This is a genomic window from Curtobacterium sp. MCLR17_054 (assembly GCF_003234335.2).
Classification (GTDB): Bacteria; Actinomycetota; Actinomycetes; order Actinomycetales; family Microbacteriaceae; genus Curtobacterium; species Curtobacterium flaccumfaciens.
This window is the reverse complement of record NZ_CP126263.1, coordinates 274,145-297,593: the sequence shown is the minus strand read 5'-3', so window position 1 is coordinate 297,593 and position 23,449 is coordinate 274,145. Positions and strand designations below refer to the sequence as shown.

Genomic DNA, 23,449 nt, shown 5'->3' with positions numbered 1-23,449 from the left:
GTGAGCCGGACTGCCGCCCGACCCCGAGGAGGTGCCCGATGGTCCTCGTCCTCGTCGCGTTCGCGATCGTCGCCCTGATCGTCCCCGCACTGACCCCCGTCCTCGGGCGCCGCGTCTTCTTCGTCGCAGCCCTCGCCCCCGCCGCGGCGGCGGTGCTGACGATCGCCCAGACCGACGCCGCCCTGCACGGCAGCGTCGTCGAACGGCACCAGTGGGTCCCCCAGCTCGACCTCGACGTCACGCTGCGGATGGACGCCCTGTCGTGGGTGCTCGCCCTCGTGGTGTCGATCGTCGGCGCGTTGGTGCTGGTCTACTGCGCCTCGTACTTCGAGCGGGACGAACCCGGGCTCGGTCGGTTCGCCGGGGTCCTGACCGCCTTCGCCGGCTCGATGTACGGGCTCGTGATCGCCGACGACGTCATCGTGCTGTTCGTCCTGTGGGAGGCCACGACGGTCTTCTCCTACCTGCTCATCGGGCACGACGCCGCGAAGCGTGCCAGTCGCGCCGCCGCCATGCAGGCGCTCGTCGTCACCACCGCGGGTGGTCTGGCGATGCTCGCGGGCCTCGTGATGCTCTCGGTCACGGCGGGCACGACCTCGCTGTCCGCGATCGTCGCCGATCCCCCGAGCGGCACGGTCGTCTCGGTGTCGGTGGTCCTCGTGCTGCTCGGGGCGCTCACGAAGTCGGCGATCGTGCCGTTCCACTTCTGGCTCCCCGCCGCGATGGCCGCACCGACCCCGGTCAGCGCGTACTTGCACGCCGCGGCGATGGTGAAGGCCGGCATCTACCTGGTGGCCCGGCTCGCCCCCGCGTTCGCGCTGCTCGACGGCTGGCGCGAGACGATCACGCTGCTCGGCGTCGCCGGGATGCTCGTCGGCGGGTACCGGGCCCTGCGGCAGACCGACCTCAAGCTCCTGCTCGCCTACGGCACCGTGGCCCAGCTCGGGTTCCTCGTGCTCGCCGCCGGCTGGGGTGCCCCCGCGGTCGCCCTGGGCGGGGTCGCGCTCCTCGTGGCCCACGCCGCCTTCAAGTCGACGCTCTTCCTGGTCGTCGGCGCGATCGACCACGTCACCGGCACGCGTGACCTCGGTCGACTCAGCGGGCTCGGCCGCGCCCGCCCGTGGCTGGCGGTCGTCGCGGTGCTCGCGCTGCTGTCGATGGCCGGGCTCCCGCCGACGATCGGGTTCGTCGCGAAGGAAGCCGTGCTGACCGGGTTCACCGAGTCCCTGCACGGCCCCGACGCCGGCTGGGCCTGGTTCGCCCTGATCGGTGTGACCGTCGGATCGGTGCTCACCGTGGCCTACTCGCTGCGGTTCCTGTGGGGCGCCTTCGCCCGCAAGCCCGGCATCGCGACCACCGAGCCGCACGCCCTGCACGGCCTCGCCGTCGTGCCCTCGGTGCTCGCGCTGGCCGGCCTTGCCCTCGGCCTGCTCACCCCGGTGGTCGCGCACGGCATCGAGCCCGCTGCCACGACCGCCGCACTCGGTGGCGAGGACGTCCCGCACCTCGCGCTCTGGCACGGCCTCGAACCCGCGCTCGGCCTGTCCGCGATCACCCTGGTCGGCGGCCTCGCACTGTTCGCCCTGCGTCGTCCGGTCGAAGCGCTCCAGCACCGGCTCGCGGGGTTCCCGAGCGCTGCGGGCACGTACCGGCACGGCATGCGACTGCTCGACCGCGGGGCGACCGTACTCACCGCGAGCCTGCAGCGCGGCTCGCTCCCCTACTACCTGACCGTGATCCTGTCGGTCTTCGTCGCCGGGGCGCTCGCCAACCTGGTGCTCGGCGGGCCGTGGGAGTTCCACGTCCGGTTCGCCGACTCGTGGGGCCAGATCCCGGTGATGATCGTGATGTCGATCGCCGGCATCGCGGTGCTCACGGCGAAGACCCGGTTCGCCGCCGCGGTCCTGGTCGGCGTCACCGGCTACGGCCTCTCGGTGCTGTTCGTCCTGCACGGCGCCGTCGACCTCGCCCTGACGCAGCTCGTGGTCGAGACGGTCACCCTGATCGCCTTCGTCCTGGTGCTCCGACGGCTGCCCCCGCGCATCGCCACGACCAACCCGTCGCGGTTCCGGGTCGTGCGGGCGCTCTTCGCCGGGCTGGCGGGGCTGACGCTGGCGATCGTCGTCGTCGTCGCTGCCTCGGCCCGGACGGCACGCCCCCTCTGGCCCGACCTGCCCGCACTGACGAGCTCGTTCGGGCACGGTCTGAACGTCGTGAACGTCGCCCTCGTCGACCTGCGCGGCTGGGACACCCTCGGTGAGCTCACCGTCGTGGTCGCCGCGGCCACCGGCGTCGCGAGCCTGATCTTCGTGAACTCGCGCGAGGACACCCTGCCCCGGCTGCGCGACCTGCCGGAGACCCTGACCGCGAACGGCGAGCGCACCGACGGTGAACCCCGCGCCTGGCTGCCGACGAGCGCCGCGATCCCGACCGGCCGTTCGGCACTGCTCGACGTGGTCGTCCGCCTGCTGTTCCACGGCCTGATCGTGCTGTCGGTGTACCTGCTGTTCGCCGGGCACAACTCGGCCGGTGGCGGGTTCGCCGGTGGCCTGGTCGCCGGCATCGCACTCGCGGCCCGCTACCTGGCCGGCGGCCCGGCCGAACTCGGTGCAGCGGCCCCGGTGCGTGCCGGTCGACTGCTCGGGCTCGGTGTCGCGACGGCAGCGATCACCGCGATCGTGCCGCTGTTCTTCGGCCGTGAAGCCCTGTACTCCGAGTTCTTCGAGGCCACCGTCCCGATCCTCGGGCACGTCGAGTTCGTCACCGCCACGTTCTTCGACATCGGCGTCTACCTGGTCGTCGTCGGTCTGGTGCTCGACGTCCTCCGCAGCCTCGGCGCCGAGGTCGACCGGCAGCGCCTCGAGGACGCCTCGACCCCGACCCGCGACACCACCGAGGGGTCCGTCAGCGACGCCCTCGATGCCCCCACCCCGGAAGGGAGCGCCACGTGACCGTCACCCTCGTCCTCGTGATCGCCATGGCGGTGCTGTTCTCGTGCGGCGTCTACCTGCTGCTCGAACGCTCCCTGACCCGGATGCTCCTCGGCTTCCTGCTGCTCGGCAACTCGCTCAACCTGCTGTTGCTGGTGATGTCCGGCGCCGCGGGCGATCCGCCGATCGGCAAGAGCGCCGAGGGCATCACCGACCCGCTCCCCCAGGCGTTCGCCCTGACCGCGATCGTGATCACCTTCGCCGTCAGCGCGTTCCTGCTGGCCCTGATCCACCGGTCGTGGCAGCTGTCCCGCGCCGACGAGGTCGAGGTCGACGAAGCCGACGCCGCCATCGGCCGCGACCGCGACGAGGCGGCCGACGAGGACCCGGAGACCACCACCGACGCAGAACAGGAGGCGACCCGATGACCTGGCTCGTCCCGCTCCTCGTCCTCGTCCCGCTGCTCGGTGCCGCGGTCGCGCTCGGACTCCTCCGGCACCAGAAGCTCCAGCGTGCGATCACCGTCGTGGTGCTCGTCGTGGCGCTGGCCGTCGCCGCCACGCTCATGGTCCTGGTCGACCGGCACGGCACGATCGTGGTGCAGGTCGGCGGCTGGGACGCCCCCTACGGCATCTCGCTCGTCGTCGACCGGCTCAGCGCACTGCTGCTCACCGTCAGTGCGAGCGTCCTGCTGCTCGTCCTGCTGTTCTCGATCGGGCAGGGGCTGGCCGCCGACGACGAGGACGCCCCGGTCACGATCTTCTACCCGACGTACCTGGTGCTCGCGGCCGGTGTGCTCGACTCGTTCATCGCCGGTGACCTGTTCAACCTGTACGTCGCGTTCGAGATGCTGCTGGTGGCGAGCTACGTGCTCATCACGCTGGGCGGCAGCGAACAGCGCGTCCGGGCCGGCACGACGTACATCGTCACGAGCCTGATCGCGTCGGCGATCTTCCTCGCCGCCATCGGGCTGGTCTACGGCGCCACCGGCACGGTGAACATCGCCCAGATCAGCGAGCGCGTCGCCGACCTGCCGGAGCACGTCCAGCTGCTCCTGCACACGATGCTGCTGATCGGGTTCGGCATCAAGGCCGCCGTGTTCCCACTGGCGTTCTGGCTGCCGGACTCGTACCCGACGGCCCCGGCGCCGGTCACCGCGGTGTTCGCGGGCCTGCTGACCAAGGTCGGCATCTACGCGATCATCCGGCTCGAGACGGTGATCTTCCCACGACCACAGCTCAACGAGGTGCTGCTCGTCGTCGCCGCACTGACGATGGTGGTCGGGGTGCTCGGCGCGGTGTCGCAGACCGACGTGAAACGGCTGCTGTCCTTCACGCTGATCAGCCACATCGGCTTCATGGTGATGGGCGTCGGACTCGGCACCGTCGCGGGGACGGCGGCAGCGGTGTTCTACACGGTGCACCACATCGTCGTGCAGACCACGCTGTTCCTGGTGTCCGGTCTGATGGAACGTGTCGGCGGGACGACCTCGACCCGGTCGCTCGGCGGACTGCTGAAGGCCGCACCGCTGCTGGCCGCCCTGTACCTGATCCCCGCGTTCAACCTGGGCGGGATCCCGCCGTTCTCCGGCTTCATCGGCAAGCTCGGCCTGTTCCGCGCCGCCGCCGAGGACGGTTCCCCGATGGCGTACGTCACCATCGGCGCCGGCGTCGTCACCTCACTGCTCACCCTGTACGCGCTCATGCGGGTCTGGGACGCCGCCTTCTGGCGGCCGAAGCCGGCGGCCGAGGCCGCGGCTCCGCACACGACCAGCGCCGAACCGCACGCCCACCTGCGCTCCCCGGAACCGGCGCCGCTCACCGTCTCCGAGGAGACGGGCGAGGCGTACCACCCGGGAGGCTCGGTGACGGTCACCGACGCACCGCACGCGGCCCGTGCCTCCAGTCCGACCACCGGCGCGACCGAGGCGGTCGGCGAGGCTCCCGAGAAGGTGCGCCTGCCGCGCATGCTCGTCGGCGTGACGACCGTCGCGGTGCTCGGGTCCGTCGCCCTGACCGTCGTCGCCGGCCCGCTCTACGGCTACGCGACCCGCGCAGCGGAGTCGCTGGAGTCGCCCGACCGCTACGTGCAGGCCGTGCTCGGAGGTGAGCGATGACCGACGTCCGCCGCATCTCGAACGCCCGCCGGATCGCGCTGGCGTGGCGCTACGACGTGCCCCTGGTCGCGGGGCTCACCGTGCTCTGGGCGCTGCTCTGGGGGTCGTGGACCCCGCTGACGCTGCTGTGCGGCATCGTCGTGGCGCTCATCGTCACCCAGGCGCTGCCGCTCCCGCCGGTCCCCCTGTCCGCACGGTTCTCGATCGTGCACGTGCTGCGGTTCCTGGTGGTGTGGTCCGGTCTCGTCGTCGTGGCGTCATTCCGGGTCGCCTGGGTCGCGTTCCGACCCCGCGGTGTGCGGCGGAGCTCGATCACGCTCGTGCAGCTGCACTCGACCTCCGAGATGACCTTCACCCTGGCCACGCTCGCGATCTCGCTCGTGCCCGGCTCGTACGTCGCCGACGTGGACCTGCGGCGCCGTCGCCTGCTGCTCCACGTGCTCGACACCGAGCGCCTCGAGCAGGTCGAGGACGAACGCCGCGTCGCACTCCGGATCGAGGCCATGGTCATCCGCGCACTGGGATCCAAGCAGGACGTCTCCGAGCTGTCCGAGCACCTGCCGGAGGTGACCCGATGAGCCCCGCCGTCGTCGTGATGGGCATCGCCGTCGCGCTCGTGCTCGCGCTCCTCGGGGCGACGTTCGCCCTCGCGGTGTTCCGCATCGTGCGCGGCCCGACCATCCTCGACCGCATGATCGGCTCCGACATGGTGCTGACCACCGTGCTCGTGGTGATCGCCGCCGCGATGGTCATCCGCCAGGACCTGACCGGCATCCCCGTGCTCGTGGTGATCTCGGCGACGAGTGTGTTCGCCACGGTCGCCGTCGCCCGGGCCGTCACGCCCTCGGCCGACCCGTCCGACGAGGGACTGACCGTCACCACCCCCGAGCGCGCCGAGGAGGACCAGTCGTGATCGAGATCATCGAGTCGTTCGTCGACGACGCCGGCATCCGCGCCTGGATCGCCATCGGGCTGCTGCTCGTCGGGTCGCTGCTGTCGCTCGGCGCCGGGGTCGGCATCGTCCGGTTCCCGGACCCGCTCGTCCGTCTGCACGCCATGGCGAAGCCGCAGGTGCTCGGGCTCGCACTCGCGCTGGCCGCCATCGTGGTCGCGGTGTGGACGTGGACGGCGTTCTGGGTCGTGCTGCCGATCATGGTGTTCCAGCTGTTCCTGGTACCCGTGTCGACGCACATGATCGCCCGCGCCGGCCTGCGCGCCGACGACTACCGGCACGAGGACCTGCTGGTCGACGACACGGAGTCCTGACGCACCGACCTGACGGACCGGAGGCCCGTGGCGGCGTCGCCACGGGCCTCCGGTCCGTCAAGCGCTCACGTTCGCGGTCAGGCGGTCGCGACCCGGCGCGGGAGCAGCAGGTTGCCGACCGCGGCGACCACGACGATCGCGGCGGAGACCGCCGGCAGCAGCATCGCGGCCGCGGTGCCGTGGTGCTCGGCGACGTCCCCGGTGATCGCGGAGGCGATGGACTGGCCGACGATGACGGCGGACCCGAGGATCGTCATGGTGGTGGCGGACCGGCCGACCGGTGAGCGGTCGGAGCCGAGGCTGTACTGGGCGACCAGGGTCGGCCCGATCCCGATGCCCATGATCGCGAGGACGACGCCCGCGGCGACGACGGAGTCGGCGCTGGCGAACGCGATCGCACCGCCGAGGAGCACGACGCCGAACACGAGCCAGCGCCAACCGAGGCCGAAGGCCCGGGGGAACGCCGCCGACCCGAGTGCCAACCCGGCGGATCCGATGCCCATCAGGCCGTAGAGCAGGCCTGCCTGCGAGGCCTCGCCGTGGGTCTCCATGAACGCCGTCAGCGAGGTGAGGGTCGAGCCGAAGAACAGGCCGATGCCGAGGATGCCGACGACCACGACGACGAGCCGCGGGCGCAGGAGCTGCCGTGCGGGTGCCTGCGTCGACTCCGCGTGCTGGCCGACCACGAGCTTGCCGGTCGGGTGCAGCGCGAACGCCGTGACGAACACGAACGTCAGGACCGAGGCGCCGGCGACGGCCACCCACGGGGCGATCGCGCTGGCGAGGATGCCGACCAGGAACGGACCGATGATGAACACGGTCTCGTCGGCGGCGGACTCGTAGGCCATGGTGCCGCTGAGGGTCTTCTCGCGCCGCGCCGGGGCCATCCGCTGCCGGATGATCGCGACGAGCCGCGTGCGGGACATCGGGGCGACCTGCGGGGCCGAGGCACCGATGCAGAACGCGACCGCGAGGACGGCGAGGTCGGGCGCGGTGCCGCCGACGACGAACGGGAAGAACCCGAGCAGCGCCGCGTTCACCAGGCCGACGGGGACGAGGACCGCCCGCTGGCCGTAGCGGTCGGCCGCGGCGCCGACCATCGGGCCGAAGATCGCGGAGCCGATGCCGACGGCGGCGGAGTTGATGCCGCCGAGGGCGACGGAGTCACGGGCGGCGACGACGAGGGTCAGGACGCCGACCACCATCATCGCGAACGGGAGCCGGGCGATGAACGCCACGGGGAAGTACCAGCGGCCGGCGAGGGAGACGAGTGAGCGGTCCGGAGCGGGCGGGGCGTCGGTTGAGCGGGTCTGGAGCATCGGGGTTGTGCCTTCTCGGCCCGCCCGGTTCGGTGGCGGCGGACCCATCGGGTGCCGCCGTTGTCCGCCGGGATGCCGGCGGCCGGTAGATACACACTGCGTGTTGTCGAACGCTGTCGATGGTACCAACCGGCCGCCGCGCCCCGGAGGAGTTCGCTCCGGGCGCCGTCCCGGCGGTCAGCCGTGGTGCGGTCGAAGACCGTCGCCTGCGGCGCCGCCAGCCGACAGTTCGTGACCGCTCGGCGGGCGACCCGCGACGTGTCGTGACCAGCCCCCGCATGCCGGCCACGCGACGCAACGCGACCGGACGACGGACGGGAGGCGCGTGGCGGCGTGCCCCGCGCCTCCCGTCCGCCGTGCCGCGCGCCCAGGGCACCGCAGCGGTCACGACACCCCGTCGGCCGTGCGCGGTGCGGTCGCAGACCGTCGCCTGCGGCGCCGCCAGCCGACAGTTCGTGACCGCTCGGCGGGCGACCTGCGACGTGTCGTGACCGGCCGGCGGGATCCGCCGAGCAACGAGATGCGACCAGCCGAGCGACTGCTGCGGCGTGGTGCTCGGGTCAGGAGACCTCGCCTGCGCGGGCTCCCGCCCACAGGTCGACATCGGTGATGCCGACCGAGTGCTCGTCGATGACGCGGAGCTCCTCGTCGGTGAACGACGTGTTCGACAGCGCGGCGACGTTGTCCTCGAGCTGCGACACCCGCGACGCACCGATGACGAGTGAGGTCACCCGCTCGTCGCGGAGCGCCCAGGCGAGGGCGAGCTGCGCGAGGGACTGTCCGCGCGCGGCCGCGACGTCGTTCAGGGCGCGGAGGTGCTCGACGACCTCGGGCGTGATGCTCGACGCGTCGAGGGACTTGCCCGCTGCCGCGCGGGAGTCCTCGGGCACCCCGTTCAGGTACTTGCCGGTCAGCAGCCCCTGCGCCAGCGCGGTGAAGCCGATCACGCCGAAGCCGAGCTCGCCGGCGGCGTCGAGCAGCCCCTCGGTCTCGATCCAACGGTTGAGCATCGAGTACGAGGGCTGGTGGATGAGGAGCGGCGTGCCGAGGTCGCGGAGGATCTCGGCTGCCTGCCGGCTGCGCTCGGCGTCGTACGACGAGATTCCGACGTACAGCGCCTTGCCCTGCTGGACCGCCGTGTGCAGGGCGCCCATCGTCTCCTCGAGCGGGGTCGAGGCGTCGAGACGGTGCGAGTAGAAGACGTCGACGTAGTCCAGGCCCGTGCGCTGCAGCGACTGGTCGAGCGAGGCGAGCACGTACTTGCGCGAGCCACCGCCCTGCCCGTACGGCCCCGGCCACATGTCCCAGCCGGCCTTCGTCGAGATGACCATCTCGTCGCGGTAGGGCCGGAAGTCCTCGCGCATCAGGCGGCCGAAGTTCACCTCGGCAGCACCGTACGGCGGGCCGTAGTTGTTCGCGAGGTCGTGGTGGGTGATCCCGAGGTCGAACGCCCGGCGGCTGATGGCGCGCTGGTTCTCGAAGGGCATGTCGTCCCCGAAGTTGTGCCAGTACCCCAGGGAGAGCAGCGGCAGGTCGAGGCCCGAGCGGCCGGTCCGGCGGTACGTCATCGAGTCGTAGCGGTCGTCACTGGCGATGTAGGTCATGGGACGAGCCTGGCACTCGATCGGGCCCGGGCCTCGCACGCTTCGCTTCGCGGACCCATGATGGGTGCACGAGACCACGAGGAGACGACGATGGCACGGACGACGAAGACCGAGACCACCTTCACCGACGAGGAGCGCGCGGCGATGCAGGAGCACGCCGCGGAGGTCAAGCGCGCCCGCGGCACGAAGGGCACCAAGGCCGAGAAGGCGGCGGCCGACGCCGCTGCGGTCGAGGCGAAGATCGCCGAGATGCCCCAGCCGGACCGCGGTCTGGCGGAGCGCATCCACCGCATCGCGCTCGAGGTCGCCCCCGAGCTCGCGCCGAAGCTCTGGTACGGCATGCCCGCCTACGCCCGGGACGGCAAGGCGGTGTTCTTCTTCCAGGACGCCGCGAAGTTCAAGGCCCGCTACGCGACGCTCGGGTTCCAGGACTCGGCCGCGCTCGACGACGGCACGTTCTGGCCGACGTCGTGGGCGATCAGCCCCGAGTTCTCCGAGGCCGACGAGGCACGGGTGGCCGACCTGATCCGTCGCGCGGTCGGTTGACGGTGCTCGGGCTGGGCGCCGCTCCCGTCTTCGCCCTGCTGTTCCTGGTGCTGTACGTCCTGGGGCGGCGACGGGATCCGCGGATGCTCCGCAACGGGGTGTTCCTGACCGCGGCCGTGCTGTTCGGGCTCGCGACGGTCGTGGCCGTGCTGACCAGGGTGGTCCCCGGGTTCAGCCTGCTCGTCGCCGTGGTGCTGCTGCTCGTGCCGCTCGCCGTGGTGGTGCTCGGCGTCGCCCTGGTCGCGAACGGCCTGCAGATGCTCCGGGCCGAGGGACGCAGCGTCGGCAACCTGCTGTCGCTCGCCGCCGGGGTGGCGGTGTTCGTGCTGCCGGCGATCGCCATCGCCCTGCTCGTCTCGGGCAGCGGCGAGGGTTTCACGCTGTGGGACGGCACGAAGATCGCGGTCGCCGTGCTGATGGTGTTCGTCTGCGGGTACTTCGCACTGTCGCTGGTGGCGTTCGCCCTGTACTCCGTGGTCTACGGGCGGACGCGGCACGGCATCGTCCCCGACACGATCGTGGTCCTCGGCTCCGGGCTCGTGCACGGCGAGGTCCCGCCCCTGCTGCAGAGCCGGCTCGACCGGGCGCTCGGCGTCTACCGCGCCGAACGAGCCGCCGGACGCCGACCGCTCCTCGTGCCGTCCGGCGGACAGGGCGACGACGAACCCCGCCCCGAGGGCACCGCGATGGCCGAGTACCTGGTGGCGCACGGTGCCGACGCGGACGACGTCGTCGCGGAGACCGCGTCGCGGAACACCCGCGAGAACCTCCGGTTCTCGCGGGACGTGCAGACGGCCGCCGGCCGGGACGGCCAGATGGTCGTGGTCACGAACAACTACCACGTGCTGCGGGCCGCGACCCTGGCCCGTCGCCTCGATCTGCCCGCTCAGGTCGTCGGCGCCCGCACGGCGGCGTACTACGTCCCGAGTGCGTTCCTGCGGGAGTTCGCCGCGGTGATCGTCGAGCACCGCTGGCTCAACGTGGTCGCCTGCACGCCGTTCGTGCTGTTCACCGGGTTCCTGCTCTGGGAGTCGTTCCAGCAGTAGGATCTCCACCATGGTCGAGATCCCGGCGCCGCGGCCGACCGACCTGCTGCCCATCGGCGAGATCGTCCGCCGCACGGGCGTCGCCGCCTCGGCCCTGCACTTCTACGAGCGCAAGGGCCTGATCCACCCGGAGCGCACCGACGGTGGCACGCGGATGTACCCGCGGCACGTCGAACGGCGGATCGCGATCATCCAGGTGGCCAAGCGCCTCGGCATCCCGCTCAGCGAGGTCGCCGAGCAGTTCGAGGCCCTGCCCGCCGACCGGATGCCCTCGCTGCGCGACTGGAACCGGTTGAACGAGCGGTGGCGCGCACGACTGCGGGCCCGCCAGCTCGAGCTCGAGCGCCTGCAGCAGGAGATGACACAGTGCATCGGCTGCGGGTGCGTCTCGCTCGGAGCGTGTTCGGTCGTGAACCCCGGTGATGCCCTGGGCGACGAGGGGCACGGCGCGCGTCGCCTGCTGCCGATCCAGGACGAGGCGGCCGACGACGCCGCTGCCGCTGCCGAGGACGCTGTCGCCTAGCCCGCGCGCAGTCCGTCGTCGATCCGCTGCAGCAGCTCCAACGCCTCGACCGCACCGCGCTCGTCGCCACCGAGGGCCGTGCGGAGCTTGCCGGACCAGTGCCGGTAGAGCCGGTCGACGCTCTCCTGGGCCAGGGCGGTCGAGTGCAACTGCACGGTCCGGGCGTCCGCCGGGTCCTGGCGCCGCTCGACCATGCCCTTCGCCACGAGCGACCGGAGCGCGACGCTGAGGTTGCTGCGCTGCAGGGCCGTCGCCTCGGCGGTGGTACTGGGCGAGGTGCCGGGGTTGCGGTTGATCCAGCGCATGACGAGCGCCTCGGTGCCGGTCAGCGGCACGATGTCGAGGGTCTCCGAGCCGTGCGGGTCGATGTCACGCGCGATCCGGAGCAGGACGTCCGCGAACTCGGCGAGGACGTGGTCGGACACGGCGGAGTGCATGACCGTACTGTACCGATCTCGGGCAATGAGTTATGCTTTCATAACAATGACCACGGACACCGGAACCATCCGCGCGACGATCGCGACACCCACGACCAAGCAGCAGGGCATCACGACCGCGCTGCTCCTGGTGCTCGGCCTGCTCAGTGCCGTCGCCCCCTTCGCCACCGACCTGTACCTGCCGGCGTTCCCGCAGATGACCACCGAGCTCGGGGCGAGCGCCACCGCCGTCCAGCTCACCCTGACCGCGTTCCTGGTGGGCGTGACCGCGGGCCAGCTCGTGTTCGGTCCGCTGTCCGACCGGTTCGGCCGCGTGCCACCGCTCATCGCCGGTGCCGCGGTGTGCGTGCTCGCCAGCATTGCCGCGGTGCTCGCGCCGAACATCGGCGTGCTCATCGCGGCCCGCCTGCTGCAGGGCCTCGGCGGTGCGGCCGGCATGGTGATCAGCCGTGCGGTCATCTCCGACCTGGCGACCGGCAAGTCCGCCGCCCGCGCGTTCTCGCTCATGATGATCGTCGGCGGGGTCGCCCCGGTCGTCGCACCGCTGCTCGGCGGCCTGCTCACCGGTCCGATCGGCTGGCGAGGCCTGCTCTCGATCGTGCTCGGCCTGTCGGTCGTCATGCTCATCGCCGTCCTCGCCGTGATCCGCGAGACCCACCTGAAGGAACACCGCGACGCCCTGCGCGAAGAACGCCGCGGCTCGGGCTCGGCGCTCCGTGCCCTGCGCTCCCGCACGTTCCTCGGCTACACCGCGGTGTTCGGCTTCGCATTCGCCGTGATGATGGCCTACATCTCCGCGTCGCCGTTCCTGTACCAGGACATGATCGGCTTCGGCACGGTCGGCTACGGCCTGGCCTTCGGGCTGAACGCCCTGGCGCTGATGGGCGTCAGCATCCTGTCCGCCAAGCTCACCGCGACCCGTTCGGTCACGGGCGTGCTGTCGCTCGGCATCGTGCTGGTGCTCGCGTCGACCGTGGCGTTCGCGCTGCTCGTCGTCTCCGGGGCGCCGGTCATCTGGCTCGCCGTGCCGCTGTTCACCGCGGTCGGCTCGCTCGGCCTGGTGCTCGGCAACGCCACCGCACTCGCCCTCGGTGCCGTGCCCTCGGCTGCCGGCAGCGCCTCGGCCGTGCTCGGTGCCCTGCAGTTCGGGCTCGCGGCGCTCGTGTCCCCGCTCGTCAGCATCGGCGGCTCGGACACCGCGGCGCCGCTGGCGATCGTGATGCTCGCCGCCGCCGTGGTGGCCGTCGTGGCGCTGCTCGCGGCGCGGGGCCGGACCAGCCGGACCAGCACGCTCAGCTGACCCGGAAGGACACGTTCCGCTGACCCGGAACGACACCGCCTGCTGACGCGGAACGACACCCGCCGCTGACGTGGAACGACACTGTCGACGTCGCCCGACATCGACAGTGTCGTTCCGCGTCGACCAGACCGCCCCCGGCCCAGCCCGGCGTCAGCCCCGCCCCGGCCGCAGGAACGGCACCCGCGGCATGAGCCAGTCGACCCACACCACCCGCACCCCCGGCGCCACGGCCAGTGCCCACAGGATCGAGGCAGCGGCGTCGGTCGGGTAGTGCACCGCGTCGATCGACACCGCGAAGAACACGATCACGATGGCCACGACCCCGAGCGTCAGGGCGAGCCGGTGCCACCGCGTCTCGCGGAGCAGCCAGATCAGGGCGATGACGAACGCCGTGATGTAGACCGTGTGCCCGCTCGGGTACCCGGGGTCGGGCTGCACGGGGAACGGGTGCGGCAGCACGGCGACGTCGGGCCGGGCGCGGTGCACGATCTCCTTCACGATCGCGGACGGCACCCACGTGATCGCGATGGTGCCGCCGAACGCCAGGGCCGGTCGCAGGTCGCGCGTGCGCCACCAGATCACGGCGACGACGACGACCGTGATCCCGATCGCCGGTGCCGGACTGATCACGTGGTAGACCGCCGTGCTGAACGCACCGATGAACCCGGTGTGCAGCGCGTTGAGGGCCTTCGACAGCCCGAGGTCCACGGTGCCGAGGGTGAACCCGACGATGGTGACGACGACGACCGCGATGACGGCGATCGCCACCGAGACGAGCGGGTACGGCGAGCGCTCGAGGATCCCGTACGCGGCGGGCTCCCGTCGGCGGGGACGGAGGAGCGGCGCGTCGTCGGTCATCCCGCCATCGTCGCAGTCCGACCCCGGCATCCCAGGGCGAGTGAGCCTCACAAAACTCCGAAAGCGTTCAGCGCGGCGGTCGGGAGTAGACAGGACGCATGCCAACCGTTGCCGAGAACATCGTCGCCACCCTCCGCGCCAACGACATCCACCGGGTCTACGGCCTGCCCGGGGACTCCCTGAACGGCTTCACCGACGCCCTGCGCAAGGACGGCACGATGCGGTGGGAGCACGTCCGGCACGAGGAGGCGGCCGCGTTCGCCGCCTCTGCCGAGGCCGCCCTGACCGGTGACCTGACCGTCTGCGCCGGCAGCTGCGGGCCCGGCAACCTGCACCTGATCAACGGCCTGTACGACGCGAACCGTTCGCGGGTGCCGGTGCTGGCGATCGCCGCCCACATCCCCACGGCCGAGATCGGCTCCGGTTACTTCCAGGAGACGCACCCGCAGGAGCTGTTCCGCGAGTGCTCCGTCTACGTCGAGTACGTCGCCGACCCCGTCCAGATGCCCCGCCTGCTCGAGATCGCGATGCGCGAGGCGATCGAGAAGCGCGGCGTCGCCGTGCTCGTGATCCCGGGCGACGTGCTGCTCGCCGAGGCGAAGGACGACCGCACCACCCGGATCGAGCGGGCCACCCCGCGCATCGTGCCGAGCGAGGCCGAGCTGCAGCGCACCGCCGACCTGCTGAACGGTGCCGACCGGGTCACCATCCTGGCCGGAGCCGGCGTCGCGGACGCCCACGACGAGGTCGTCGCCCTGGCCGAGCGGCTGCAGGCCCCGATCGTGCACGCGTTGCGTGGCAAGGAGTACATCGAGTACGACAACCCGTACGACGTCGGCATGACGGGGCTGCTCGGCTTCGCGTCCGGGTACCGCGCGATGGAGGACGCCGACGTCGTGCTCATGCTCGGCACCGACTTCCCGTACCAGCAGTTCTTCCCGGCCAAGGCGAAGCACGTGCAGGTCGACATCCGCGGTTCGCAGCTCGGCCGCCGGCACCCCGTCGACATCGGCCTGGTCGGCACCGTCAAGGACACCGCACTCGCACTCATCCCGCTGCTGACCGGCTCGCACCCGACGAAGCACCTCGAGGACTCCCTGAAGCACTACCGGAAGACCCGCGAGAAGCTCGACGACCTGGCGGTCCCCGCCGGGAAGAAGAAGCCGCTGCACCCGCAGTACGTCGCCCGGGTGCTCGACCGGCTCGCCGCCGAGGACGCCGTCTTCATCCCCGACGTCGGCTCCCCCGTCGTCTGGGCCTCGCGCTACCTCACCATGAACGGCAAGCGCCGGCTGATCGGCTCGTTCGTGCACGGCACGATGGCGAACGCCGTCCCGCAGGCGATCGGTGCGCAGACCGCGTTCCCGGACCGGCAGGTGATCGCCCTGGCCGGTGACGGCGGGCTGACGATGCTCCTCGGTGAGCTCATCACGATCGTGCAGAACAAGCTGCCGGTGAAGATCGTCGTGTTCGACAACTCGTCGCTCAACTTCGTCGAGCTCGAGATGAAGGCCGCCGGCTTCGTGAACTACGGCACCGAGCTGCAGAACCCGGACTTCGCCGCCGTCGCCGAGGCGATCGGCATCAAGGGCTTCCACGTCGACGTGTCCGACGACTTCGAGGACGCGATGGCCGCCGCGCTCGCGCACGACGGCCCGGCGCTCGTGTCGGTCCGCGCGAACCGCCAGGAACTCTCCATGCCCCCGGCGGTCACGCTCGAGCAGGCGAAGGGCTTCACGCTCTACGCCATCCGCACGGTGCTGTCGGGTCGCGGTGACGAGCTGCTGGACCTCGCGTCCACCAACGCGCGGCAGCTGCTGTAGACGCGAGCGGATGACGGCCTGGAGGCGCGGTGCCAGCTGGCACCGCGCCTCCAGGCCGCCTTTTCGTCACCACCCGAGCGTCTGGCCGTCCTCCAGGAACACGCCGGTGGGGCCCTCCGGGCCCGCGCTCGCGGCGGCCGCGATCGTCGCAGCGCTGACCTCGACGGGGCGACCGTGCGGGTTCGGCATGCCACCGAACTCGGTGGCCGTGTAACCGGGCTCGATCGCGACGAAGTGCACCTCGGGCACGACGCGTGCGTACTGCACCGTCAGCATCGAGACGGCGGCCTTGGACGCGCCGTAGACCACGGCCGGCACGCTGAACGCCGGCTTCGACGGGTCGTGGGTGGCGGTGAAGGAGCCGAGCGCACTCGACAGGTTCACCACGATCGGGTTCGCGGAGCGACGCAGGAGCGGCAGCGCGGCCTCGGTCGCGCGGATCGTGCCGACGGCGTTCGTGTCGAAGACGGCGAGCGCCTCGGGCCCGCTCTGCCCCCAGACGGCGATGCCGGCGTTGTTGACCAGCACGTCGAGTCCGCCGTTCGCGTCGACGTGGGCGAAGGCCGCGGCGACCGAGTCGTCGTCGCGGACGTCGAGCTGGACGGAGCGAGCGCCGATCTCGGCGGCGACCGCGGCGCCCTGGTCGGCGTCCCGGGCGCCGATCCAGACGGTGTGGCCCGCCTCGACGAGCTGACGGGCGGTTTCCTTGCCGAGGCCGCGGGTGGCCCCGGTGATGAGTGTCGTTGTCATGGGTCCAGCGTCGTGCTCGGCGGCGACCGCAGGGAGTCGCCCGGTTGTCGTAGGACCGGCAGGGCCAGGACCCGGTCGACCGTCGCGCGCAGACTGGGGACATGGCGGACACGGACTTCGGGCACACCCTGCGGCGGCTGCGCGACCACGTCTCCCCCGAGGCGGCGGGAGTGGTCGTCGGGCCCCGTCGGCGTGCGTCCGGTCTGCGCCGAGAGGAACTGGCCGGGCTCGCGGGGATCTCGGCCGACTACCTGACCCGGCTCGAGCAGGGGCGGGCGACCTCGCCGTCCGCCCAGGTCGTCGAGGCGCTCGCGCGGGCGCTGCGGGTCGCCGATGCCGACCGCGAGCTGCTCTACCGGCTCGCCGGGCACGCGGTCCCCGGCGCCGACGTGGTCCCGTCGCGAATCCCGCCGAGCGTGCAGCGACTGCTCGACCGGCTGGCGGACACCCCGGTCGCGGTCCTCGACGCCGCGGGGAACCTGCTCGTCGCCAACGCCCCGTACGACGCACTGATGGGGCCGATCGGCGCGCTGCGCGGGAACGACCGGAACACCGCGTGGCGGCACCTGGTCGGGTCCGGCAGCCGAGCCGTGCACACGCCCGAGGAGCAGGCGGCGTTCGAGGCGAACCTGGTGGCGGGGCTCCGGATGACCGCGGCGCGCTACCCGCTCGACCGCCAGCTGCAGCAGCTCGTGCGGGACCTTCGGGCGGCGAGCCCGCGGTTCGTCGAGCTGTGGGACTCGGGCGCGACCGCGCTCGGCGAGACCGCCCGCCGGAAGGTGATCGACCACCCGGACGTCGGGCTGATCATGCTCGACTGCGACACCCTGGTCGTCGGGCCGGAGGACCTGCGGATCCTGGCGTACACGGCCGAACCCGGGTCGGTGGACGCGGAGCGGCTGGCCCTGGCGATCGTGGTGGGGACGCAGTCGTTGGTGGAGTGAGGCGGGGGTTCGATTTCTGTGTGCCCCGACTCCGACGCGGCCGGACTAGCGAGCGGGCCGCACAGGTTTCCGAGGTGGGAGCGCAAGGGAACCACGACTGTGGAGGACGAGCAGGACCAGCCCGAGGGCCACCGGGAGTGCCACCAACTCGACGGACCCGCTCCCGACGTCCATCGCGCGGACTTCGTTCACCGCGAGCGCCCCGACGTACGGGACGAGACTCAGGACGATCGTGAACGCTGTCCGCCACCACCGCATGATCGCGAGAACGACGGCGCTGATCTCGAGCACTGCCGTCCCGTACCAGGCGTAGAGGTTCCCGTCCCACAGGGACCGGCTGTACTGCCACTGTCCGGGATCGCTGACGCTGCAGTAGCTGAGGGCGCCGAGCAGGAACCACCCGACGGCTGCTGCCGCGGTGTGCTGGGAGCGGTGCGGGCGCCCGAGGACCGCGACGACCGCACACGCGCTGAGCAGGAGCAAGGTCGCCCGGTCGACACTCCAGACGCCCGGGTACCGGTTCAGGAGGTACGGCGACACGGTCCCGAGCAGCACGGACACCAGGAGGACGACGCGCCCGACGTTCCACCGGCCGGAGAGCGCAGCGACGAGGGCGATCACCCAGAGCGCCGCGAACACGAAGCCCGTGTCGCGGAAGGGTCCGACCTGCACCATCGATCCCGGAGCCGGGTTGCCGGTGATCCACGGCGCCCAACTCGAGAACAGGAACTCGGCGAGAGCAAGCCCGGTGCCGAGGGTCAGGGCCACCGTGCTCGCGGGGTTCCGCACATCGGCCACCACGAGCCCGTCGAGCCGCAGGCCCACGCCGTGCTCGGCGATGGCCCGACGTTCCTGGCGGGTCGGACGCTCTCGGCCTTCGCCCTCGGCGACGTCGAGGAGTGTCCCGACGAGCGCGTCGGCGTTCGCGGACCGCCACGCAGCCGGGTACCAGGCGAGCAGTCGCCGGTACCGAGCTTCGAGTTCGGCGCTCATGCTCCGGCCACCTTTCCGGAGATGCTCGACGCGCGCGGCAGACGGGCACGCACCGCGCGCAGCCTGACCTCGAGTCGCTCGGTCTCCAGCGCGAGCCGCTGTTCGCCCTGGGTGGTGAGGGCGAAGTAGCGCCGGAGACGCCCCCCAACGACTTCGTCTCCGGCGCCGGTCACCAGTCCGTCCTGTTCGAGACGTTCCAGTGTCTTGTACAGCGTCGTCACCGGCAGGCTGACGTCGCCCTCCGTGAGCTCGGTGACGGCCTGGATGATGCCGTACCCGTGGAGCCGTCCCCGGGCGAGGGTGGTCATGACCCAGAACGCCGGCTCTCGCAACTCTGCTGTTCGCATGATGGGACCATTTACCCGAATCGGGAATATACCCACCTCTCCAGATGAGCGCTGCGACGACTGCGGCGCGATGCCGTTCCCCCACTTCGCGGGTGATGCCCGCCCTCGGGCTCAAAGACGCCTCACAGGTTGGCTACGATCCGAGGGCGCCGGCTTCCGGCGATCGCACTCGTCCGGCCGTTGTCGGACGGCACACCCGAGGGGACAACCCGTGCCACACAGCACCGCAACACTCCGACGCGCATGCGCGATCGGCGCGACGATCGCCGTCATCGGCCTGAGCACCGGCTTCGGGGCGCTGTCTGCCTCGGCGGCAGAACTGCCGGAAGCAGCACCGGCGACCGCGTCGGCAAGTTCGACCGCGGCCCCCACCGAGGACACCGCGCCCGGAACCGGCACGGACCCCGACACCGACACCGGCGCCGGCGCCGGCGCCGGTGTCGATGAGGAGACCGCAGCAGCGTCGCCCGACGCGACGACTCCTGTCGCCCCGGTTCCGGATGCCGCCGAGGACACGGAGGTGCCCGCGGACGAGACCACCGCGCCCAGCAGCGCTCCGGCCGCCCCGGCGACGTCTGCTCCCGCCGTCGCCGACCCCACCGCGACCATCGCCGGGGATGCGACCGTGGGCAGCACCCTCACCGCGACGGGGACGGGCTTCACCGGCACGCTCTCCTACGTGTGGACTGGTGACGGCACCACACTCCCCGTCACGACCGAGTCCTACCTCGTCCTCCCTTCGGACGCCGGCAAGGTCATCGCCGTCACGATCACGGGCGATGACGACCAGACAGCAACGGCGTCGACCGCTGCGGTGACACAGGCCGCCTCGTTCCCCGAGGCGACCACCGAAGACGAGCCGGTCATGCTGTCCACGACGGCCGGGGAACGGTTCACCCACACGTTCGCCGCGGACGGGTTCCCGAAGCCGACGTACTCGGTGGAGTACTTCTCGCTCGACGACCCGTACGCCGACGAGACCGATCAAGACGAATCCGGTTACCTTCCCTACGGTCTGTCGCTCGACCACTCCACCGGCGTGCTGTCCGGCACCTCTGACTACTCGGGCACGTACGCCTTCCGCATCGTCGCGACCAGCGGCACGACGACCGCCTCGCAGTACGTGAACCTCACGACGGACGCCTCGACACCGCTCGGCGTGCGGGTGACGGCCGAGGACAAGGACACGTTCCTCACCGCTCATTCCACGAGCTGGGTCATCGAGCGCGACGGCACCGTCTGGACCTTCCAGAACGAGACCACGCCCGAGCCCGACGGCGGTTACAGCACCTTGGGCGTGGGCTTCGAGGGCGGGCAGCCGACCATCGACCAGGGCGGCACGCTCCTGGTCGGCGGGAGCCTCGTCGACCGCTTCGGCAACGAGGTCGACGGCGCCGACGGCTACCCGGCACCGTTCACGGTGACGTCCGACCACACCTCTGACGTCATCGTCCCGAACACCGACCCGTGGGCAGGTGCCGAAGTGACGTTCCCGCACGCGTCGACCCACGCCCTGACCGTGGCGTCGAGCAGCTTCGCGACGGCGTTCACGGTGGACGTCCGTCCGACCGCTTCGACGGTGGCGACCCCTGTCGCTCCGACGAGCGCGGTCTCCGCCGCCGTCCCGACCGGCCAGCTGGCCTACACCGGGAGCGACGCGATGCACCTGCTGCCGTGGGCTGCGGGACTCGCGCTGACCGGCGTCGGCGTGATCGCGCTGCAGGCCCGTCGTCGGAAGCGATCCTGACCCACCACCGATGAACGACCGAGGGGCCCAGCGCGTGCTGGGCCCCTCGGTCGTTCGCTGCGAGCCCGCCTGAACCCTTCGGAGAAGGCCCACAGGTCGCGCCCTTCGCCCTTGTCCGGCTCGGACGTCGTCCATAGGCTCCCGCTGTCAGACGATCGTCTGACTCCAGAACGGGACGAGGACGGGCATGAACGACGACACGCAGGTCAGCATGAACCGGGTGCACTGGGACGGTGGTGTGCCGCGCAGTGCGGTGGACGCGCTGCTGCACGACGGCGGGCTGGCGGTGGTCCCGACCAAGGTCGGCTACATCCTGATGACCTCGGACCGCGCGGGTCTGGAGCGGAAGTTCGACGCCAAGGAACGCAACCGCAACAAGCCGGGCGTCGTGCTCGTGAGCTCGCTCGAGATGCTCCGGAGCATCGCGCAGCTCACCCCCGAGATCGACGCCCTGTACCAGCGGTGCTGGGACGAGGACATCCTGCTCGGGTGCATCCTGCCCTGGAGTGACGAGGGCCGAGCGGCGTTGCCGGCGGACGGCTCCGACGAACTCATGATGGACACCCGTGGCACGTCCTGCTTCGTCATCAAGTTCGGCGTCCCCGGTGAGCTCGCCGCCCGCGAACTCTGGACCGAGCACGGCAAGTTCGCCTTCGCGAGCTCGGCCAACCCGTCGGGCACCGGCAACCGTGGCGTGGTCGACGGCATCGGCGAGCGCATCGCCGAGCGCGCCGACGTGATCGTCGAGGCGGACGACTACGTCGCGTCCATCCAGCCGGAGCAGAGTGCCGAGACCCGCTACGAGCAGGGCGTCATGGTGTCGATGGTCGACAGCACGGGGACCCTGATCCCGCTGCAGGACGGACGCCGATCGGTCGTCCCCGCACCGACGCTGATCCGCAAGGGGCTCGACGTCGACCGGATCATGGGGCTGCTCGCGGACACGTTCACGAGCTGGGACTACCGGCAGGGTGAGTACTACTGAGGCCGCACGAGAGGACTTCCGTGGGCCGGAGCCGCCTGTCGCGTGAGGACGCCTCGAGCCGCATCACCGCGTTCGTGTACGGCAACATCGTGATCCTCGGCACGATCGCACCCATGCTCCCGGACACCGCCGAGAGCGGTCGGGGGCTCTGGTACGTCCTCGCCACCGCGTTCTCGACCTTCCTTGCACACACCTTCGCCGAGTCGGTCGGACGACGTGCGCGGAGCGACCACCGCCTCACCGGGGAGACCGTCCGCGCCGAGCTGCGAGATTCGCTGCCCATCCTCACCTCCGGTCTCCTGCCGGCTGCCGTCCTCGCCTACGCCTGGCTGACCGGCACATCCGGGCTCGCGGCCGAGATCATCGCGATCGCGTACCTCGTGGTCCGGCTCGCGCTCCTCGGGCCCGTCGTGGCCAGACTCCGCGGGGAGAACCCGTCCCCGCGGACGTTCGTGGCCGGCCTCGTCCTCGCGCTCGTCGGTGTCGGCATCGCACTGGTCAAAGCAGGTCCGGGGTTCTGAGGCGAGCGTGCGCGAGGCGCGCGAGCGCGGGAACCTCGACACCTCGCGTCGTCACGTGGGCCGGCCGTCGGCGACGGCCGCGACGGCTTCGATCTCGACCAGCTGGTCGTCGTAGCCGAGCACCGTGACCCCGAGCAGGGTGCTCGGCACGTCGTGCGCGCCGAAGGCATCGCGCACCACCTGCCATGCGGCGACGAGGTCGGCCTGCCGTGAGGACGCCACGAGCACCCGGGTGCTCACGACGTCCTCGATGGACGCACCTGCGGCACGCAGCGCCTCCTGCATCGTCTCGATGCACCGGGCAGCCTGGCCCGCGTAGTCGCCGACCGCGACGGTCGACCCGTCCGCGGCGAGCGGGCAGGCCCCGGCGAGGAACACGAGCCGCGTCCCGGCCGGCACGGTGGATGCGTACGCGTACTGCGCCGCGTCGCTCAGGACGTCGGACCGGATGAGACGGACAGCGCTGGCCATACCGGTCATCCTGCCAGCAGCGACGTTCGACCCTCGGCGGCGTCAGGCGCAGTACTCGTACGGCAACATCGCGACCGACCCCACCCAGATAGCACCCACGGTGGTGCCGTCCGTCCCCAGCTGGAACGTCATGTAGCGCCCGTCGGCCTGCACGCTCCACATCGAGTACGGCCCCTGGTCCTCACCGTAGGTGCCGGTGTACTGCAGGTCCGGGTACGCGGAGCGCACCTCGGTCAGGGGCGCTCCGATGCCGATCCCGGCGTCGGTCTCGGGCGAGTTCGTCGTCACCGGGTCCGACCCCACCCCACCGATGGTCACCCCGGCGACCTTCCCGTCGCGGGGGATGACGATGAGCCCGGGGGCGTCGGATCGCTCCCAGAACGTCGTCTCCGGGCTGGCCGGGCACGCATCCGTACTCCGGGTGTAGGCGGCTGCCAGGTCGTCGATCTCGCCCTGCACCGGACCACCGAGGGCGATCGGTCCGACCTCCTCGGTCGAGATGGTCCACGTCGCGGGGTCCGACAGGCTGAAGGCCGTGTCCGTCGCGGTCGGGGTCGCAGCGGGGGTCGCAGTGTCGGGGTCAGCCGGCGCCTCCGGGGTCGCGGTGGCAGTCGCGGTCACGGTCCGGGTCGGCGTCGCAGCCGGTGAGCCGGAACAGGCGGTCAGCGCCATCGCTGCGATGAGCCCGAGGGCCACCCCGGCGGTCCGGGCGGTGCCGTTCACGCGGCCCCCGCCGCACTGCGCCGCTGCCGATCCGGTGGGAGCTGGGGGCCGGGTTGCTGCACGGTCCTCCAGCTGCCGATCCGCGGGTCGAGCCGGACGGCGTCACCGCACTCGTCGCAGTGCGCCGCTCCCGCCTCGCCGAGCAGGATCTTCGCGCCGTCGTGGACGAACGGGTTCGGGTTGCCGGGCATCGTCTGTTT

The 23,449-nt window shown here is 71.5% G+C and carries 25 protein-coding genes; 15 read left to right on the top strand and 10 right to left on the bottom strand.

What is annotated here, in order from left to right; genetic code table 11:
* The first annotated feature begins 38 nt into the window (after positions 1–38).
* The 6 genes from DEJ08_RS01450 to mnhG are packed head-to-tail and all read left to right on the top strand — an operon-like array spanning position 39 to position 6,312.
* Entirely contained in the window at positions 39–2,951 is a 2,913-nt protein-coding gene (locus tag DEJ08_RS01450) for a Na+/H+ antiporter subunit A (RefSeq protein WP_111054806.1), read from the top strand.
* The gene (locus DEJ08_RS01445; RefSeq protein WP_110865552.1) at positions 2,948–3,358 is read left to right on the top strand and encodes a Na(+)/H(+) antiporter subunit C; all 411 of its coding nucleotides are present in this window, start codon (positions 2,948–2,950) and stop codon (positions 3,356–3,358) included. Before DEJ08_RS01450 ends, DEJ08_RS01445 begins: the two co-directional genes overlap by 4 nt.
* Positions 3,355–5,046, top strand: coding sequence for a Na+/H+ antiporter subunit D (locus DEJ08_RS01440; RefSeq protein ID WP_111054805.1), 1,692 nt, complete (start codon positions 3,355–3,357; stop codon positions 5,044–5,046). The genes DEJ08_RS01445 and DEJ08_RS01440 overlap by 4 nt, the downstream gene beginning before the upstream one ends.
* Complete coding sequence (locus DEJ08_RS01435; protein ID WP_111054804.1) at positions 5,043–5,624, top strand: Na+/H+ antiporter subunit E; 582 nt, start codon at positions 5,043–5,045, stop codon at positions 5,622–5,624. Before DEJ08_RS01440 ends, DEJ08_RS01435 begins: the two co-directional genes overlap by 4 nt.
* Positions 5,621–5,959 carry an MrpF/PhaF family protein gene (locus DEJ08_RS01430; protein ID WP_051597118.1) on the top strand — a complete coding sequence of 113 codons (339 nt, stop codon included), beginning with the start codon at positions 5,621–5,623 and terminating at the stop codon, positions 5,957–5,959. Before DEJ08_RS01435 ends, DEJ08_RS01430 begins: the two co-directional genes overlap by 4 nt.
* Complete coding sequence (gene mnhG, locus DEJ08_RS01425) at positions 5,956–6,312, top strand: monovalent cation/H(+) antiporter subunit G (RefSeq protein ID WP_071245814.1); 357 nt, start codon at positions 5,956–5,958, stop codon at positions 6,310–6,312. Before DEJ08_RS01430 ends, mnhG begins: the two co-directional genes overlap by 4 nt.
* 77 nt (positions 6,313–6,389) lie before the next feature.
* On the opposite strand, the gene DEJ08_RS01420 is transcribed toward mnhG, so the two are convergent.
* Both DEJ08_RS01420 and mgrA read right to left on the bottom strand, forming a co-directional pair.
* The gene (locus DEJ08_RS01420; RefSeq protein WP_111054803.1) at positions 6,390–7,631 is read right to left on the bottom strand and encodes an MFS transporter; all 1,242 of its coding nucleotides are present in this window, start codon (positions 7,629–7,631) and stop codon (positions 6,390–6,392) included.
* A 560-nt stretch (positions 7,632–8,191) separates the two neighbouring features.
* On the bottom strand, positions 8,192–9,235 hold the full coding sequence (gene mgrA / locus DEJ08_RS01415; protein WP_071245810.1) for an L-glyceraldehyde 3-phosphate reductase: 1,044 nt from the start codon (positions 9,233–9,235) through the stop codon (positions 8,192–8,194).
* A gap of 90 nt (positions 9,236–9,325) precedes the next feature.
* On the opposite strand from mgrA, the gene DEJ08_RS01410 reads away from it, so the two are divergent.
* The 3 genes from DEJ08_RS01410 to soxR are packed head-to-tail and all read left to right on the top strand — an operon-like array spanning position 9,326 to position 11,350.
* Complete coding sequence (locus DEJ08_RS01410) at positions 9,326–9,781, top strand: iron chaperone (RefSeq protein WP_196783353.1); 456 nt, start codon at positions 9,326–9,328, stop codon at positions 9,779–9,781.
* A 2-nt stretch (positions 9,782–9,783) separates the two neighbouring features.
* On the top strand, positions 9,784–10,827 hold the full coding sequence (locus DEJ08_RS01405) for a YdcF family protein (RefSeq protein ID WP_258367121.1): 1,044 nt from the start codon (positions 9,784–9,786) through the stop codon (positions 10,825–10,827).
* A gap of 10 nt (positions 10,828–10,837) precedes the next feature.
* Positions 10,838–11,350: a redox-sensitive transcriptional activator SoxR gene (gene soxR, locus DEJ08_RS01400; RefSeq protein ID WP_111054801.1), complete on the top strand. Its 513-nt coding sequence runs from the start codon at positions 10,838–10,840 to the stop codon at positions 11,348–11,350.
* Here soxR and DEJ08_RS01395 read toward each other — a convergent pair.
* The gene (locus DEJ08_RS01395) at positions 11,347–11,787 is read right to left on the bottom strand and encodes a MarR family winged helix-turn-helix transcriptional regulator (RefSeq protein ID WP_258367120.1); all 441 of its coding nucleotides are present in this window, start codon (positions 11,785–11,787) and stop codon (positions 11,347–11,349) included. The genes soxR and DEJ08_RS01395 overlap by 4 nt on opposite strands.
* A 46-nt stretch (positions 11,788–11,833) precedes the next feature.
* Between DEJ08_RS01395 and DEJ08_RS01390 the strand changes: the two genes are divergently transcribed.
* Entirely contained in the window at positions 11,834–13,087 is a 1,254-nt protein-coding gene (locus DEJ08_RS01390; RefSeq protein WP_111054800.1) for a multidrug effflux MFS transporter, read from the top strand.
* 150 nt (positions 13,088–13,237) lie between these two features.
* Here DEJ08_RS01390 and DEJ08_RS01385 read toward each other — a convergent pair whose 3' ends face one another.
* A complete protein-coding gene (locus DEJ08_RS01385) occupies positions 13,238–13,945 on the bottom strand; it encodes a phosphatase PAP2 family protein (RefSeq protein ID WP_181439012.1) in 708 nt (235 codons plus the stop codon).
* Positions 13,946–14,043: 98 nt separating this feature from the next.
* Between DEJ08_RS01385 and poxB the strand changes: the two genes are divergently transcribed.
* Positions 14,044–15,768 (top strand): ubiquinone-dependent pyruvate dehydrogenase, encoded by a 1,725-nt coding sequence (poxB, locus tag DEJ08_RS01380; RefSeq protein ID WP_111054798.1) that lies wholly within the window; start codon positions 14,044–14,046, stop codon positions 15,766–15,768.
* Positions 15,769–15,834: 66 nt separating this feature from the next.
* On the opposite strand, the gene DEJ08_RS01375 is transcribed toward poxB, so the two are convergent.
* Entirely contained in the window at positions 15,835–16,518 is a 684-nt protein-coding gene (locus DEJ08_RS01375) for an SDR family NAD(P)-dependent oxidoreductase (protein WP_111054797.1), read from the bottom strand.
* Positions 16,519–16,619: 101 nt separating this feature from the next.
* Between DEJ08_RS01375 and DEJ08_RS01370 the strand changes: the two genes are divergently transcribed.
* Entirely contained in the window at positions 16,620–17,462 is an 843-nt protein-coding gene (locus DEJ08_RS01370; RefSeq protein ID WP_111054796.1) for a helix-turn-helix transcriptional regulator, read from the top strand.
* Between the two features lie 45 nt (positions 17,463–17,507).
* On the opposite strand, the gene DEJ08_RS01365 is transcribed toward DEJ08_RS01370, so the two are convergent.
* A complete protein-coding gene (locus tag DEJ08_RS01365) occupies positions 17,508–18,455 on the bottom strand; it encodes a hypothetical protein (RefSeq protein WP_111054795.1) in 948 nt (315 codons plus the stop codon).
* Positions 18,452–18,802 (bottom strand): PadR family transcriptional regulator, encoded by a 351-nt coding sequence (locus DEJ08_RS01360; protein ID WP_111028664.1) that lies wholly within the window; start codon positions 18,800–18,802, stop codon positions 18,452–18,454. Before DEJ08_RS01360 ends, DEJ08_RS01365 begins: the two co-directional genes overlap by 4 nt.
* Positions 18,803–19,013: 211 nt before the next feature.
* On the opposite strand from DEJ08_RS01360, the gene DEJ08_RS01355 reads away from it, so the two are divergent.
* The 3 genes from DEJ08_RS01355 (at position 19,014) to DEJ08_RS01345 (ending at position 22,055) form a co-directional block, all read left to right on the top strand.
* Entirely contained in the window at positions 19,014–20,549 is a 1,536-nt protein-coding gene (locus tag DEJ08_RS01355) for a putative Ig domain-containing protein (protein ID WP_111054794.1), read from the top strand.
* Between the two features lie 187 nt (positions 20,550–20,736).
* Complete coding sequence (locus DEJ08_RS01350) at positions 20,737–21,534, top strand: L-threonylcarbamoyladenylate synthase (RefSeq protein ID WP_111054793.1); 798 nt, start codon at positions 20,737–20,739, stop codon at positions 21,532–21,534.
* A gap of 20 nt (positions 21,535–21,554) precedes the next feature.
* The gene (locus tag DEJ08_RS01345; RefSeq protein WP_241660384.1) at positions 21,555–22,055 is read left to right on the top strand and encodes a hypothetical protein; all 501 of its coding nucleotides are present in this window, start codon (positions 21,555–21,557) and stop codon (positions 22,053–22,055) included.
* Positions 22,056–22,106: 51 nt separating this feature from the next.
* Here the strand turns inward: DEJ08_RS01345 and DEJ08_RS01340 are convergent, their stop codons facing one another.
* Genes DEJ08_RS01340 through DEJ08_RS01330 form a run of 3 tightly spaced genes read right to left on the bottom strand, consistent with a single transcriptional unit; the run spans position 22,107 to position 23,440 of the window.
* Entirely contained in the window at positions 22,107–22,526 is a 420-nt protein-coding gene (locus DEJ08_RS01340; RefSeq protein ID WP_111054792.1) for a Rid family hydrolase, read from the bottom strand.
* 42 nt (positions 22,527–22,568) lie between these two features.
* Positions 22,569–23,249, bottom strand: coding sequence for a hypothetical protein (locus DEJ08_RS01335; RefSeq protein WP_111054791.1), 681 nt, complete (start codon positions 23,247–23,249; stop codon positions 22,569–22,571).
* The gene (locus DEJ08_RS01330; protein WP_071404793.1) at positions 23,246–23,440 is read right to left on the bottom strand and encodes a hypothetical protein; all 195 of its coding nucleotides are present in this window, start codon (positions 23,438–23,440) and stop codon (positions 23,246–23,248) included. The genes DEJ08_RS01335 and DEJ08_RS01330 overlap by 4 nt, the downstream gene beginning before the upstream one ends.
* Positions 23,441–23,449 lie beyond the last annotated feature (9 nt).

Excerpts from the sequence above, each read along its gene's own strand:
- DEJ08_RS01370 (WP_111054796.1), top strand. The coding sequence starts at position 16,620 with ATGGCGGACACGGACTTCGGGCACACCCTGCGGCGGCTGCGCGACCAC.
- DEJ08_RS01350 (WP_111054793.1), top strand. The coding sequence starts at position 20,737 with ATGAACGACGACACGCAGGTCAGCATGAACCGGGTGCACTGGGACGGT.
- soxR (WP_111054801.1), top strand. The coding sequence starts at position 10,838 with ATGGTCGAGATCCCGGCGCCGCGGCCGACCGACCTGCTGCCCATCGGC.
- DEJ08_RS01330 (WP_071404793.1), bottom strand. The coding sequence starts at position 23,440 with ATGCCCGGCAACCCGAACCCGTTCGTCCACGACGGCGCGAAGATCCTG.
- DEJ08_RS01435 (WP_111054804.1), top strand. The coding sequence starts at position 5,043 with ATGACCGACGTCCGCCGCATCTCGAACGCCCGCCGGATCGCGCTGGCG.
- DEJ08_RS01420 (WP_111054803.1), bottom strand. The coding sequence starts at position 7,631 with ATGCTCCAGACCCGCTCAACCGACGCCCCGCCCGCTCCGGACCGCTCA.
- DEJ08_RS01395 (WP_258367120.1), bottom strand. The coding sequence starts at position 11,787 with ATGCACTCCGCCGTGTCCGACCACGTCCTCGCCGAGTTCGCGGACGTC.
- DEJ08_RS01410 (WP_196783353.1), top strand. The coding sequence starts at position 9,326 with ATGGCACGGACGACGAAGACCGAGACCACCTTCACCGACGAGGAGCGC.
- DEJ08_RS01440 (WP_111054805.1), top strand. The coding sequence starts at position 3,355 with ATGACCTGGCTCGTCCCGCTCCTCGTCCTCGTCCCGCTGCTCGGTGCC.
- DEJ08_RS01375 (WP_111054797.1), bottom strand. The coding sequence starts at position 16,518 with ATGACAACGACACTCATCACCGGGGCCACCCGCGGCCTCGGCAAGGAA.
- DEJ08_RS01360 (WP_111028664.1), bottom strand. The coding sequence starts at position 18,802 with ATGCGAACAGCAGAGTTGCGAGAGCCGGCGTTCTGGGTCATGACCACC.
- DEJ08_RS01430 (WP_051597118.1), top strand. The coding sequence starts at position 5,621 with ATGAGCCCCGCCGTCGTCGTGATGGGCATCGCCGTCGCGCTCGTGCTC.
- DEJ08_RS01450 (WP_111054806.1), top strand. The coding sequence starts at position 39 with ATGGTCCTCGTCCTCGTCGCGTTCGCGATCGTCGCCCTGATCGTCCCC.
- DEJ08_RS01385 (WP_181439012.1), bottom strand. The coding sequence starts at position 13,945 with ATGACCGACGACGCGCCGCTCCTCCGTCCCCGCCGACGGGAGCCCGCC.
- DEJ08_RS01390 (WP_111054800.1), top strand. The coding sequence starts at position 11,834 with ATGACCACGGACACCGGAACCATCCGCGCGACGATCGCGACACCCACG.
- mgrA (WP_071245810.1), bottom strand. The coding sequence starts at position 9,235 with ATGACCTACATCGCCAGTGACGACCGCTACGACTCGATGACGTACCGC.
- DEJ08_RS01340 (WP_111054792.1), bottom strand. The coding sequence starts at position 22,526 with ATGGCCAGCGCTGTCCGTCTCATCCGGTCCGACGTCCTGAGCGACGCG.
- DEJ08_RS01365 (WP_111054795.1), bottom strand. The coding sequence starts at position 18,455 with ATGAGCGCCGAACTCGAAGCTCGGTACCGGCGACTGCTCGCCTGGTAC.
- poxB (WP_111054798.1), top strand. The coding sequence starts at position 14,044 with ATGCCAACCGTTGCCGAGAACATCGTCGCCACCCTCCGCGCCAACGAC.